This window comes from Pseudoalteromonas sp. T1lg88 (genome assembly GCF_002964765.1).
Taxonomy (GTDB): domain Bacteria; phylum Pseudomonadota; class Gammaproteobacteria; order Enterobacterales; family Alteromonadaceae; genus Pseudoalteromonas.
Genome location: NZ_PQCF01000031.1, coordinates 122409 through 137091 on the forward strand (window position 1 = coordinate 122409; position 14683 = coordinate 137091).

Here is a 14683-nt window from a genome sequence, read left to right on the forward strand (position 1 = left end):
TCAGGCTATTGGCAACGTATCGCATAGCCGGTAAAGCCCAAGGCCTTAAAGTAACACTGAGCAGTACCAAAGCCGGTCTGATCCAACAACTCAGCAAGGCGAATACGATCAAGCGGATAAAACTCATGTTCAAAGCTATGCCGGGTGCGCTTTACACCTATATCGGTCAGTCCCAACTGTTGGCAAACAACAAACTGAGCGTCTAGCTCGAAGGGCGTTTGCGGCTTCATTAAATCCGCCAACCACAGCCAGGCACTTGGCTTTAACCTTTGGCGTACGGCGCTCAATAAGTCGGCCTTATCGCCATTGTCGGCGACAAAGTGCAGCACCAGCAAACACAAGGCCGCATCGAAGTTACCTTCGATTTCCGCCACGCTACCACAATGGCACTGCACCCTGTCGCTGATCCCCGCCTGCTCGAAGCTCTTTTGCGCCAGGCTGAGCATATCGGCAGAAATATCCTGGACGACAAAACGCATCTTAGGTTTGGCCTTGGCTAGAGCCAGAATCTCAGAGCCGGTACCGACGCCGACCACAAGCACTTCAGCGTCCTCGCTAAGCGCCGCCTGGCACTGAGCCTGAGTCAACTGCTGTAATAGATCGTAGCCAGGCACCAAGCGATGAATTCGTTGGTCGTAGTGAGTGGCTTCGTCACCTAAAAAACTGGGCATAATGGTTCCTTAGTTTGGCTATTTTTAGCTTATAGCTCATTCACAGCGTATCTGCGAATATCCGCCTGGGCGTTTTACCACCTTGATTTGCGTGGCCACCCGCTCCGTTAGCTCGGCAACGTGGGAGATCACCCCCACCTTGCGCCCCTGCGCCTGCAGGTTGTCGAGCGCATCAATGGCAACGCTCAGGGTCTGAGCATCCAATGTGCCAAAGCCTTCATCAATAAACAAGGACTCTATTTTCACCTTGTTCGAAGATAAGGACGCGAGCCCCAGAGCCAGCGCCAACGATACCAAAAAGGATTCGCCGCCGGAGAGAGTATTAACGCTGCGCTGCTCATCCGCCATATCCTGATCAATTATGGCAATATCCAGGGTATTAGGGATACGGGTAAGACGATAGCGTTTCGACAAGGAGTGCAGATGTTGGTTTGCATAGGCGAGCAAAATAGTCAGAGTCTGGCTTTGTACCAGATTACGCAAACGCTTACCCTGCGCATCACCCAGGGCGCTGTTAAGGGTGGCCCAGGTCTTCAGCTGGGCTTGTAACTGCTGCAGTTGCTCGGCCTGATCGGCCAGCTGGGCAAGATTCTGGCGGTGATTCTCAAGCTTGGCGGCGATCAGAGTCAGTGTTTGCTGAGTCTGCTCATAGTCATTATCAAGCGCCGCTTTGCGTGCCTCTATATCACTCTGTGCTTGCTCTGGACGCACTTGCTGATGCGCACTATGGCGCTGCTGCGTTTGTGTCAATTGCGCTTCAAGGCGCACCTGCTGTTGTTGCAACGTCTGCTGCTGAGCGAGCAGGGCATCAACCTCAGCACTATCGCGACTTAGTAAAACTCGGATCTGCTCGCGGCCAATTTCGTCTTCGGGAGCAAAATTGGCGCGGCACCAATGACTAAAGGCCATTTCCAGTTCGCTTAAGTCCTGCTGTAACTGAGAACAATTTTTTACCAAGTGCTCATATTCATTGCGTTCGCGCTCAAGCCTGCTTTGCGCCTGCTGCAATTCTTGCTGCGCCCCTTGCAGACCAGTAGCGCCTTGTTCGAGGGCCTGTTCAAGCTGAAGCAGTAATTGCTGGGGCTGCAATTGGGGAGCGAGCAGGGCATGACGACGAGTTAGTAAATTCCTGATCTCCTCGCCACTGTGTTGCTCTTGCCGCGTTAATTGCTGCAGTTGAGCGGTGCAGGCAGACAACTTGGTAAAAATCTGATCCAGCTCCAGTTTAGTATCACTAACCTGTTGTTCTAGTTGCGATATTTTAAGCTGTTCCTGATCATACTCTTGCAGCTGCAATTGCAACTGTGGCCAGCAGGAGGCGAGGTACGCTGGCTCATCACGCCACCAAGGCGCCTCGCAAAATACCGCTTTTAATTGCGCAATACTGTCCTGGCTGCGCTCCTGCTCAGCTTCAAGTTCATCACTAAGGCGTTGATACTGTAGCTGTAAGTGCTGGCTTTGCTGCTCACACAGGCGCTGTTGCTGCTGTTGTTGCTCGGCAAGCGTTCGCCCTTGCTGCAACGCAGATCGCAATTTTACTAACTCCTGTTCAAGTGCGGTGGCGCCCTGGTACTGATCATTCAAGCTTTGCAATTGGTCGCTAAAGTATCGCTCGGCCAACTTATCCAGCCCCTGCTCAGGGCAAAAGTGTGCCAACTGCGCACCTAACTGGTCTTGCTCTTGCTGGGCTTGAATAAGGCTTGCGGCTAGAGTGCTAAGCTCTTGCTCGGCTAATCGGGCCGAGGTTTGTAGCTCATGGCAGTGGGTTAAATACTGATCCAAATTATCTTTAGCCAACTTAAGCTGGGCGGCAAAGTCCGCCAGTAGGGCATCGAAGGGGCTGCTTTCGCCCGCTTCCACTGCAAAAGGATGGTCACAGGAGCCACACACCATGCAGGGTTCGCCGGCATTTAACTGAGTACGTAAAACACTGATCTTTTCACTGGCACGCAACTGCACCTGATTATAGGCCTGCTCAGCATTGGCTACCTCTTGCTGCAAGAGTGGCAGCTGGGTTTGACGCTCGTTCAACTGCTGCTGATACTGCGCCAATTGCCCTTGATTATGCGCTTGTTGCTGGCGCCACTGGGCAATTTTAAGCCCCAAGTCGTGCCAGCGACGATAATGCTGCAGACCCTGTTGCCACCTGCCTATATTTTGCTGCAATGCCCCAGGAGACTGGTGTTGTAGCTCTTGTTCCAGTTGCACAATGCGTTGCTCCTGGCCAAGGTTTTTTTCCTGAATGCGTGTGAGCGTCTCAGTAAGTTCCGCAATGCGAGTGTTAAGTTTCGTCAGCTCGGATTGATGCCCTTGTAACTGGGTATTTTTTTGTTCCCTGAGCTGTGAATGCAAGGTGATTGGCTGCCATAGATGCTGATAGTGAGAGCGATTTTTTACTAACTCCACAAGCCAGGGTTGAGCGCTCGCCTGCGTCAATTTTTGTTGTAACTGCGCCTGGCATTGCTCGACACTAAGTTGCAACTTGGCACCTTGTCCTTGTAGCTCATGCTGCTCGCGGTTTTGAGCGACTATTTGCTCTTGCTGCTGTGCTAATCCCTGGCGCAATTGCTGTACCTGAGCGTCCAGGGTAATGGCCTGCTGCAGCGCCGGCTTTTGCTCACTCAGGCGAGCCTGAGCCTGACTATAGATGGATGCGGCCTGTTGCTGTATCTGCTGCGCCTGCTCGCATTGAGCCTGAGCGTCTGAGCCTTGCAAAGCAACAATTCGCTGCTCATCTTGATGTAAGCGCTGTCTCAAGCGCTCGGTATTATTTATATTGTCGCTAATTTGTCGACAACGGGCGCTGAGCTCAGCCTGTTTAAAAGCACCTTGGGCTAGGTGTAACTCCTCGGTGGCCTGAGTCAGTTGCGTCTGCAAATTCTGCAGCTCGGCGGTGATGCTTTGTTCGTTGGCAAACCACTGCAATTGCATCTGGTAAGCACCGCTTTGTTGTTTAAGGCTTTGCTGGAGTGCATTCTGTTCTCGCTGCTGTTGCTGCAAAGCGGCAAGTTCCTCGTCGCTGAGCAAATGCACGGCATTCATATTGCTCTGGAACAAGGTTACTTCATTGAGTTTAGCCTTGTAGCCCTCAAAAACCCGCTGACCAACGAGGGAGTACTTTTGTGTGCCACTTAAGCGCTCTAACAGCGCCGCGCGCTCGTCGCCTTGTGCCCGTAAAAAGGCGGCAAATTCGTTTTGCGCCAGCATCACGGCGCGAGAAAACTGATCAAAATTAAGGCCGACTAAGCGCTCGATCAGCTTTTTTGTTTCCGACTTGGCATCGCTTACCAGCTGCTCACTGGGCAATTGATAAAGCACATGGGTTGGTGTTTGCAGCCGCCCTTGGGCTTTTTTACGCGCGCGCGTTACCTGCCATAAGGCCCGATATTGCTGCCCGTCTATGGCATTAAAGTCGACCTTAACCCAGCCAACACCCGTACCGCGCCTAAGCAAATGCCGCGGGTCGTTCAGACGCACATTATCGCCATTGAAATCAACCTTCTGAGTATTCTCATTGCTAAGTCGCGCGGTTTTGTCGTACAGGGCCAGACACAGGGCATCAAGCAGGGTACTTTTACCTGCGCCTGTATCGCCGGTAATGGCAAACAAGCCGGTGTCACTCAGGGGGGCCTTGGTAAAGTCGATATCCGCATCCACTAAGGAAGCCAGATTATGAATTTGCAGGCGATTAATCTTCATGGTTTAGCTCCTGCTCAACGTCGGCAACCAGCTGGGAAAACAAGGTCTTAATTTCATCATTGAGATCCTGTTCACTCAGCTCGCTGTGCTCCTCAAGGGCAACGGATAGCAGATGATCCGCATCGAGTCGTTCAAGTTGCGAGAGATCCTGAAATTCCACTTCATCCTGCTTTGATTGCTGCTGCGTTCGTACCCTTTCTATGCCGCAAAACAGCAGGTTTTTCCCGGCAAGGGCTGCATCTATTTGCTCACGAAAATCCGTGCTCAGCTCTTTGCTCGACAGACGCACGCGGATATAACCTGGTTGCGCATTATCATCGGGCAGGGCGCTCAGCTGCTGACACAGCTCTGTAAGCGGCACTATCTCACCCTCGGGAAGCAGATGCAGCTTTCTGAATGTCGGAATGTAAAGGGGGTTGACACTTTGCAGGGCACCATCGGTGACTTCAACCAACAGGCATTGATGACGGTAATGACGCTCGCTAAAAGACATAGCGAAGGGCGTACCACTGTAGCGAATACGTTCCTGACCATTTACCGTCTGCGCCTTATGCAGGTGACCAAGGGCAACATAGCTGGCCTCAGCCGGAAATACATCCGCGCCTATGGCATCTTCACCGCCAATCACCAGAGCGCGTTCGGAGTCTTCACTGACCGCAGCACCACGAGCATGCAAGTGGCCCATGGCAATCACATTGGTTTGGCCATCAAACTCGCTGTTGTCCAGCATACTGCTGTAGGCTTGCTGCACAGCTGTGCTATAGCTTAGGCTGGCGCTGGGGATATCGCAGGCTCGCAAATAGGGAAGCGCTAAAATCAGGCACTGCTGATCGCCCTTGGTAATGTTAACCGTACTAAGTTCCGGCGCCTGATGCTGATAATGACCTATTACCTGGGTATCGAACTGGGCCAGCAAGGATTCAGCCGTGGTGATCCGTTTGGCGGAATCGTGGTTGCCGGCAATCACTACTATTTGCAGCTCAGGACAAGCGGATTTTGCCGCTTCGATAAACTGATAAAACTGCTTTTCGGCGCGACTAGGAGGTGTCGCTGTGTGGTAAATATCGCCGCTGATAAGCAGCACATCGATAGCCTGCTCACGCAGTTGCGTCAACAGCCAGGCTAAAAACGCTTGATGCTCATCAATGCGTTCATGTTCGTAGAAAAGCTGCCCAAGGTGCCAATCAGAGGTATGAAGTAAGCGCATGAAATAAAGTGATTAGACTTATAATGTCCTCACTATATCATGGAAAACTTGTTATCGCGGCGATTGCTTTATACCAATTCTGGTAAGCATGTGCTCAGAGATGGCGCTGGATAAACGCCGTGACCACGATATTTAGCCCGCTAGAATGGTGAGCTATTTAAGTGAATTGGTATTAATGGGTAAATTGCCACCAGGTGATCACCAAAATCGGTATGGCAATGGCCAGAACCAGCATGGGAATACGTATGCTACGTTGGTATTTGCTTTGCAGATGACTTATCGCCGTGCGCTCGTCACAGGCAGCTACCTTATCTATATAAAAGTAGCCATTGTCCAGGTACTGCTTACAATGCTGTTCATCGGCGGGAATAGCAATTAACTCGTTTTTCTTTTTAAGGACATAAAAATCCATAGCACCACCACATACACTTTGCTATGTGCGAATCAAGTGAACATTCCATCGCTTTTTTATATCTCGCCTGGCATTATTTTGCTGGCCGAGGTCCATTTTTATTGTTCACGAATTAAAAAAGTGGGGGATTCTAAAATTAATTAAATACCAATTGCAACCTTTGCAGAAATTATTTTCTTAATTCACTGGCAACCCCCTTTACACTTGTCGTAACTAAATTAGGAATAAGGTAAATAGTTAAAAACTAACCATCTGTTTTATATAGTTTTATTGTCGGTTACAGGATTTAGAAGGGAAGGGTGGGCAAGGATGAAAACCAAGGTCGCTATATAGAGCCGTTACTGCTACATTGCCTGTATCGGCTAAACATTTATCAGAAGTTAGTATTAGGGGATCTTTATGAGCAAATACCACAATGTGCCATTAAGAGGCGTTATTTTTGATATGGATGGCACCTTATTTAGCTCACAATTAGATTTTGCCCTTATTCGGGAGCAAATAAACTGCGCCCATGGCGAGGATATACTCGAATTTATCACCCGCCTGGACAGCGATGGTCAGCGCCACGCCGAGCAGGTAATACTCGACCATGAGCTGGCAGACGCCGAACAAGCCGTGCTACTACCCCAGGTCGCCCAGTCCCTTGCCAGCCTGCATAAGGCACAGATCCCCATGGCCATAGTCACACGCAACTCGGAGCAGGCCACGGGTATAAAGATGAGCCGAAATCCCATTCCCATAGATCTGGTACTGACCCGGGATGATGCCCCCGCTAAACCCAACCCCAGTGCTTTATTGCATATTGCCGAACGTTGGCAGATGCCGGTGCAACAGCTGCTTTACGTAGGCGACTATAAATACGATATTCAGGCCGCCCATAATGCAAATATGCGCGCTTGCTTGTACGCGCCGCACAGCATTCCCGACTATGCGGCCCAGGCGGATTATGTGATCCGTTGCTTTAGTGAATTACCCGCACTCGTTGAGTTATGTTAAATAACGTAATTTTCTAGGTTTTGCTACTAGCTAATCGCTTTTATAAAAACATGACACTAGCCCAATTTGCCTTGAGTTGTTAAAATCGTGCAAAGCATTAAATTCAAACTTGAGAGATTGAAAATGGGCAGAGCGTTTGAAGTTCGTAAAAACGCCATGGCGAAAACCGCTGCGGCAAAAACAAAAGTAAACTCAAAATACGGTAAAGAAATCTACGTCGTAGCAAAAAACGGCGGTGCTGACCCAGAGACCAACCTTTCTCTTCGTCGCTTGATGGATAAAGCGAAAAAAGATCAGGTACCAGCACACGTAATCGATAAAGCCATTGAAAAAGCCGCTGGCGGCGCTGGCGAAGACTATTCAACAGCTCGTTACGAAGGCTATGGCCCGGGTAACTGCATGGTTATCGTTGACTGTTTAACCGACAACCCGAACCGTACCATCAAGGACGTACGTCTTCCTTTTACCAAAACCGATTCAAAGATTGGCAGCCCGGGCTGTGTAGCACACATGTTCGATCACCTGGCGATCTTTGGTTTTGAAGGCGATGACGACGAAGCTGTGCTAGAAGCGCTGATGATGGCCGATGTAGACGTGACCGACATAGAAGTAGAAGACGGCAAGGTTTCAGTATTTGCGCCGCACACCGAATACTTTAAGGCGAAAACCGCACTTACCGAAGCATTCGATGGCATTAACTTTGAAATCGACGAGATCACCTTTGTGCCACAAACACATATCGAGATCACCGATGAAGACGATATCGCCAACTTTGAGAAGTTTATGAACATGCTTGAAGATTGCGACGACGTGCAAAACATCTATCACAATGCCATTGTGAACAACTAATAGCGTCAAACACGCAAAAAAGAAAAGCCGGATTTTAATCCGGCTTTTTTGTGTAAAGGGGGTTTACACTTCTTACGACTCTTCCTTAAACAGGCGACGATAATGATGCAATAGGGGCTCGGTGTAGCCGCTGGGTTGCTCACAGCCTTTAAACACCAGATCCAAGGCTGCCTGGAAGGCAAAGCTGGCATTAAGCGACTGCTCATCAGCGGCCATGGCAATATAGCTGGGGTCGCCGGCATTTTGCTCATCCACCACCTTGGCCATACGGGCCATGGTGTTGTGCACCTGCTCCTTGGAGCACACGCCGTGACGCAACCAGTTGGCAATATGCTGGCTGGAGATCCGCAGGGTCGCTCTGTCTTCCATCAAGCCGACGTTATTAATGTCCGGCACCTTAGAGCAGCCTATGCCTTGCTCGACCCAGCGCACTACATAGCCGAGAATACCCTGAGCATTGTTGTCGAGCTCCAGTTGAATATCCTCCGGGCTCAATTGCTGGCCGTTGTCTATGGGCGGCGTCAACAAGGCCGCCAACGAATCCTCACCGAGTGGCGGCAGGGATTTTTGCACCGCAAATACATCGAGCTTATGATAGTGCAGAGCATGTAAGGTCGCCGCAGTAGGGGAGGGCACCCAGGCGGTATTAGCACCGGATTGCACATGCGCCACCTTTTGCTCCATCATCAGGGCCATTTTATCTGGAATGGGCCACATGCCCTTACCAATTTGCGCCTTGCCGCTAAGGCCACATTCTAGGCCTATGCTGACGTTGCGCTTTTCATAAGCGTCAACCAAGGCTGCTCTTTTATTTTCGCCTTAGGCAAGACGATGCCGCCTTCCATTGCGGTGTGAATTTCATCGCCGGTACGGTCTAGGAAGCCGGTATTGATAAACACCACGCGCTGTTTGGCACTGGCGATACAGGCTTTTAAGTTAACCGAGGTGCGGCGCTCTTCATCCATAATGCCCATTTTGATGCTGTATTGTTCAAGTCCAAGTAGACGCTCTACCTCGCTAAAAAGCTGCTCGGTAAAGGCCACTTCTTCCGGGCCATGCATCTTGGGCTTAACAATGTAGATGCTCTTGGTGCGCGAGTTCGCCAGCTTGCTACGACCGTAATACTCGGGCAGGGCACACAAGCTGGTAAAGATGGCATCCATGATGCCTTCAAACACCTCATTGCCTTCACTATCGAGTATCGCCGGGTTGGTCATCAGATGACCGACATTACGAACAAACATCAGGCTGCGCCCGTGCAGGGTGAGTTGCGAGCCATCGAGCTTGGTAAATTGCTGATCCGGGTTCAATGTACGCTCAAGCTGCTCGCCGCCTTTGTTAAAGCTGCAGCTCAGCTGACCCATCATAAGACCAAACCAATTGCGATACACATTGGTTTTATCTTCACCGTCCACCGCCGCGACCGAATCCTCACAGTCCATAATGGTGGTCAGCGCCGCTTCCATAATAATGTCTTTAATACCGGCTTTATCATCACGACCAATGCGATGATGCGGGTCGATGGCAATAATAAAATGCAGGCCATGATGGCAGAACAGCAAGGCGGAAGGACGCTGTGGCTGGCCCTGGAAACCGAGCAACTGAGCCGGGTTTTGCAAGCTTACCTGCTGAGAATCTCCCAGGGTCACAACCAGTTCACCATTGTTGATGGCGTATTCAGTACTTTCGATATGTGAGCCGCTGCTAAGCGGCAGGGCTTGGTCGAGGAATTGACGGGCATAAGCCATCACCTTAAAGCCACGCACCGGGTTATAGCCACCGCCTTGCTCGGCGCCTTCTTCCTCGGCGATCACATCGCTGCCGTATAGGGCATCGTATAAAGAGCCCCAGCGGGCATTGGCGGCATTGAGGGCGAAGCGAGCATTGCTCACCGGCACCACAAGTTGCGGGCCGGCCATGGTGGCAATTTCCGCATCGACGTTGGTGGTTTCTATGCTCACCGACTCCGGGCTATCAACCAGATAACCTATCTCGCGCAAAAACGCCGTATATTCATCAAGATTATGCTCGGTATTGCCCTGATAGTAGGCATCTATCTGCTGCTGCAGCGTCTCACGCTTTGCCAGTAAGGCTTTGTTGATGGGAGTAAGTCGCTTGATAATATCGGCAACACCGGCGAACAAGGTATCACCGTCTATATCGGTCTGGGGCAGTACCTCTTGAGTAATAAACTCATAGAGCGTGGCGTCAATAGACAGGCCGCTGTGCGAGATGCGCTGAGTCATGAGCAATTCCTTTAATCGAACAAGTGTTATTTCACTGTAAACGAAAATATGTGAATGTGAACACAAAACCTATTCACTAAAAATATAGCGGTAATAACAACTATAAATTTAATAAATCTTTGAAAAACGGCCTAGGGTAAAAGTACAAGGCGACCACCTCATACACAGGGTGTTGCAAAACATAACCATTACACGTTCAAAGGATACCGACTATGAAACAGTACAACGCACAGATAGACAGCCTGGCTACCCTATGCCAACAAAATGGTCAACGCTGGAACAGCATCAGCCCTGTTTATGCGGCGCGTATGCAGCTGCAAAACCGCTTTAAAACAGGTTTGGATATCGCCAAGTACACTGCCAAAATCATGCGTGAGGACATGGCCGCTTACGATGCCGACTCAAGCCAATATACTCAGTCTTTAGGTTGCTGGCATGGTTTCACGGCGCAGCAAATGATGATGGCGATTAAACGTCACCAAAAGACCACCAAGCGCAGTTATGTGTATCTGAGCGGCTGGATGGTAGCGGCGCTGCGCTCTGAGTTTGGTCCACTTCCAGACCAAAGTATGCATGAGAAAACCTCGGTTCCAGCACTGATTGAAGAGATCTACACCTTCTTAAAACAAGCGGATGCCCGTGAGCTGGATCACCTCTATAAAGCCCTGGATGCGGCGCAGCAAAGCGGTGCGGACACTTCGGCCATCGAAGCGCAAATCGATAATTTTGAAACGCATGTGGTACCTATTATCGCCGATATCGATGCCGGTTTTGGTAACGAAGAAGCCACCTATTTGTTGGCCAAGAAAATGATTGAAGCGGGTGCCTGTGCCATTCAAATCGAAAACCAGGTATCCGATGCCAAGCAATGTGGTCACCAGGCCGGTAAAGTAACCGTACCGCACGAGGACTTCCTGGCGAAAATCAACGCCGTGCGTTATGCCTTCTTAGAGCTTGGCGTGGAAGACGGCATTATCGTGGCCCGTACCGACTCATTGGGTGCCAGCCTGACGCAGAAAATCCCAGTAAGCAAAGAGCCGGGCGACTTGGCCAGCCAGTACATCGACTTCCTTGATGCTCAACCTATCAGTGGTGCAGATGACCTGGAAGACAACGAAATGGCGATTAAACTGAACGGCCAACTATGCAAGCCGGTACGTTTGGACAATGGCCTCTACCAATTCCGCGCCGGCACAGAGAAAGACCGCGTGGTACTAGACTGTGTAACCAGCCTGCAGCATGGCGCCGACCTGCTGTGGATCGAAACCGAAAAGCCAAATGTGCAGCAAATTGCCGAACTGGTAAATCGCGTTCGCGAGCAGGTACCCAATGCCAAGCTGGTGTATAACAACTCGCCGTCATTCAACTGGACATTGAAGTTCCGTGAGCAGGTTTTCGCACAATGGCAGGCTGAAGGCCGCGATCTAAGCGCCTACCCAGATCCAACAGCGGATGCCAAGGTGTTGATGGATGCGAGCCTGGATAGCTCAGAGCTTGCGGTTGCTGCCGACGAACTTGTACGTAACTTCCAGCGCGATGGTGCCCGTGAAGCTGGTATCTTCCACCACCTGATCACCTTGCCGACTTACCATACGGCGGCACTAAGCACAGATATTCTTGCTGAAGGTTACTTCGGTGACTTGGGCATGCTGGCCTATGTACGCGACGTTCAACGTCAGGAAATCCGCCGCGAGCAGGCCTCGGTTAAGCACCAAGACCTGGCAGGTTCTAATATCGGTGATACCCATAAAGAGTACTTCTCCGGTGAAAATGCGCTTAAAGCGGGCGGTGAAGCCAATACCATGAATCAGTTCTAACCACTGTGTGTTGCAAGCAAAAGGGCCGAATGGCCCTTTTTTATTGAGATCAGCTTTTAACCAGGTCGAGCAATGCCCAAAGCAAAGGGGCGCTACAGAAGCTGATTGGCCCTGCAAATGAGCATAAAGCAAAATTTTACCAAGTGTCTTGATATAACTTTTAGGAACAAACCAAGATTTTACTAACTGCTCAGGGGATCCCGGAACATTTTTTTACTAACCTGTTTTTTTACTAAAGCAATCCTGGTGACATTAAAAAAGGCCGTACTAATGACGGCCTTTTGGTCCAGTGCAAGTGTTTAAATTAGGCTTGATGGCGACGCAGAGGCACCACAGAATTATCTTCTTCGGCGGTGCTAGGCTTTGGGTTGTCACCTTGGGCAAGCGCGTTAAGGCGCTCACGCACACTCTGAGCGTCCTGCGATGCGGTTTTTTGTGCCGCTTGGTTTAAACGAGCGCGCACAGAATCAAGCTGTTGCTGATGTGGATCTTGCGGGGCAATATGATCTACCGACACGCCTTCTTGCGCCATCATATCGGCTAAAGAGTCCGAGGGCAGATTAAGCGCCAGCATGGCAATATCCACAGTTTCTTTACAACAGATCTTCTCGGCTAAGCTTAACTGTTCAAGTGTTTGCTTAAGCTTGCTGTAATCCAAAAACAGCTGGCTAAGATGGTTTTGCAAGACCGACTGTGAGGTCAGGTGGTCCGGCTTCGACATAGATGTACTCAGCGAGCCCAGCAAGCCTTCTTCACGCATTTTTTCAATCAGTGCTGCGGAGGGCATGTTAAGGTCGGTAAAAACCTGATCCACATTGCGCTTGACGCGAATAGCTTCAAGCATGCTTAAGCGCGCAAAGGCACGAGTAAGATTATGATGATCCGTTAATATTGCAAACATAAGCCCTCCTGTTGAGAGTCGTCAGTCTAGCAGACGACTGTTAAACTTTTATTACAAAACCCAAACTTCAACTCGGCGGTTGCGCTCACGCCCCTGTACCGTGCTGTTGTTGGCAACCGGCAGAGCTTCACCAAAGCCCTGGGTGTCAAATACGCCAATACCGCGGGCGCTAAGCTCGGTGGCTACCGAACGAGCACGTTGTGTTGACAGTGTTTTATTCTTCACGTCGTCACCGGAATTATCCGAGAAGCCCATTAGTACCACACGCTTTTCCGGGTGCTCTTCTAAGAAGCCAAGCAGACGTTGTAAGTCGCGCTTACCCTTGTTATCAAGCTGGCCGCTGCCGAACTCGAAACGGAAGGTAAGAGACAGACGTTGGCCCTGGCTGGCATATTGCTTATAAACCGCAGGAGCTGTAAGCGGTGCCTGTACCCGCTCAACATGGATGTTCTGTGAAATTAGACCTGTCTCGGCCACAATTTCCTGACCCGGGTATGAGATAGCGTAATGAGCAAAGTTCTTAACGAACATGTTAGCCGTGGTCGGTGTATACAGATACAAACGACGTGACAAGGCATAGTCCTCAGTACCTATGGTAAAGCGGGTAGGGTAGATAGGCGCAGTTTGCTCACCCTCAGAGATGGCTACCGCTTTGTTGTGCACTATGTAGTTAAGGCCGATAAAACCGATACTGTGCTCATCCTGCGACACCAGTTGCGATAGCTCAGAGCTGGACTCAAAACGCTGGGCGTTATTGCTTAGTTTAGCGCTGTGCTTTTTCAAAACCAGGTTTTTAAAGGTATCCCAGGTACCAGATTTAGCATCACGGGCATACAAATTAATGGCCGCCGAAGCACCGCCTAGCTCACGCCAGTTAGTGATCTTGCCGGAAAAAACGTCCGCCAGTTGCTGTGTGGTCAAGTGGCTGATAGGGTTGTTTTGATTCACAATCACCGCCAGACCATCAAGGCCGATAATGTGCTCATTACCCACCTGGCTGAAGTCACCATATTGATCTTTTAGACTGGCCACTTCTTTATCTTTTACCTTGCGCGATGCCATAGCCACATCAGCTTTGGCCGCCTGCACATCGGCAAAGCCGGTGCTTGAGCCGTGCGCATGCAGTTCAATATAGTAAGGTTTATCGGCTAAGCGATAGTGAAGCTCACGCTCTACCGCCACATCACCTTGTTGCCAAGTGAAATCACTGGCACCTTGCTCTGTTAAGTAGCCTTCGATTAACGCCGGCGCCAGTTTTTCACCTATGGTGTTAGAGCCGTGAATACGAAATGCCAATTGTGCTTGCGGCTCTGCCGGCACCTGCGCCGCAGGGGCTGCGGTTACCGTAGCGGTGGTTTGAGTTTGTACAGGTGCTTGCTCTGTGCTTTGCACTGGAGCCTGTGTCACCACAACCTCTGGCTTGCCCGCAAACATGGTGTAACTGGCCACGCCAAGGGCTATTGCTGCTGTAATGGAAGTAAAGATTAGAGCCAGTGGCTTCTTGCTTTCCGCCTTTGGCTCAGCCTGGGTAGCCGCAGCGGCGGGTTGTTTTAGTGCATTAATAACCGTATTAAGTTCACTGTCGCCGAGCAAACCCAGCTCGTTAAGTACCAAATCACGGTAGTTATCATCATTGATAAACTTTTCCGTAGCGATATCAATGCCAAATTTATTTTGCGCCAAGCTTTGTAGTTGTTTTAGCTGTGCGATGAAGTTCTGTTGATGTGCTGATGTCATGTGTTAAGCCCATGTTCAATTTTGGGGCTAAGAATAAAACAGAAAAATGACAGTTTTATGAAACGTAAAGGGGGTTTACGTTTATCTCTTTTTATTGAAAATCAATAAATTACCTAAAATATGTACATTTAAAGGATGGAGCTTACTA

9 protein-coding genes and 1 pseudogene are annotated in these 14683 nt (G+C 50.1%); 3 read left to right on the plus strand and 7 right to left on the minus strand.

Annotated features, from left to right (window positions below; all coding sequences use genetic code 11):
- Window positions 1-5 precede the first annotated feature (5 nt).
- The 4 genes from C2M34_RS09790 to C2M34_RS09805 form a co-directional block, all read right to left on the minus strand.
- Window positions 6-671 (minus strand): class I SAM-dependent methyltransferase, encoded by a 666-nt coding sequence (locus C2M34_RS09790; protein ID WP_105201319.1) that lies wholly within the window; start codon window positions 669-671, stop codon window positions 6-8.
- Between the two features lie 36 nt (window positions 672-707).
- Window positions 708-4370: an AAA family ATPase gene (locus C2M34_RS09795; protein ID WP_105258661.1), complete on the minus strand. Its 3663-nt coding sequence runs from the start codon at window positions 4368-4370 to the stop codon at window positions 708-710.
- Window positions 4360-5577, minus strand: coding sequence for an exonuclease SbcCD subunit D C-terminal domain-containing protein (locus C2M34_RS09800; protein ID WP_105258662.1), 1218 nt, complete (start codon window positions 5575-5577; stop codon window positions 4360-4362). Before C2M34_RS09800 ends, C2M34_RS09795 begins: the two co-directional genes overlap by 11 nt.
- A gap of 172 nt (window positions 5578-5749) precedes the next feature.
- Window positions 5750-5989, minus strand: a complete 240-nt coding sequence (locus tag C2M34_RS09805) for a hypothetical protein (protein ID WP_105201323.1) — start codon at window positions 5987-5989, stop codon at window positions 5750-5752.
- 399 nt (window positions 5990-6388) lie between these two features.
- Here C2M34_RS09805 and C2M34_RS09810 point away from each other — a divergent pair, with 399 nt between their 5' ends.
- Together C2M34_RS09810 and C2M34_RS09815 are read left to right on the plus strand one after the other, a co-directional pair.
- Complete coding sequence (locus C2M34_RS09810; RefSeq protein ID WP_105258663.1) at window positions 6389-6985, plus strand: HAD family hydrolase; 597 nt, start codon at window positions 6389-6391, stop codon at window positions 6983-6985.
- 123 nt (window positions 6986-7108) lie between these two features.
- The gene (locus tag C2M34_RS09815; protein WP_105201325.1) at window positions 7109-7834 is read left to right on the plus strand and encodes a YebC/PmpR family DNA-binding transcriptional regulator; all 726 of its coding nucleotides are present in this window, start codon (window positions 7109-7111) and stop codon (window positions 7832-7834) included.
- A gap of 72 nt (window positions 7835-7906) precedes the next feature.
- Here C2M34_RS09815 and C2M34_RS09820 read toward each other — a convergent pair.
- A pseudogene (locus C2M34_RS09820) lies at window positions 7907-10080 on the minus strand (malate synthase G).
- 212 nt (window positions 10081-10292) lie between these two features.
- Here C2M34_RS09820 and C2M34_RS09825 point away from each other — a divergent pair.
- A complete protein-coding gene (locus tag C2M34_RS09825; RefSeq protein WP_105213943.1) occupies window positions 10293-11897 on the plus strand; it encodes an isocitrate lyase in 1605 nt (534 codons plus the stop codon).
- Between the two features lie 304 nt (window positions 11898-12201).
- On the opposite strand, the gene C2M34_RS09830 is transcribed toward C2M34_RS09825, so the two are convergent.
- Both C2M34_RS09830 and C2M34_RS09835 read right to left on the minus strand, forming a co-directional pair.
- Complete coding sequence (locus tag C2M34_RS09830; RefSeq protein ID WP_105201328.1) at window positions 12202-12798, minus strand: hypothetical protein; 597 nt, start codon at window positions 12796-12798, stop codon at window positions 12202-12204.
- 51 nt (window positions 12799-12849) lie between these two features.
- On the minus strand, window positions 12850-14535 hold the full coding sequence (locus C2M34_RS09835; RefSeq protein WP_105258664.1) for a substrate-binding domain-containing protein: 1686 nt from the start codon (window positions 14533-14535) through the stop codon (window positions 12850-12852).
- Window positions 14536-14683 lie beyond the last annotated feature (148 nt).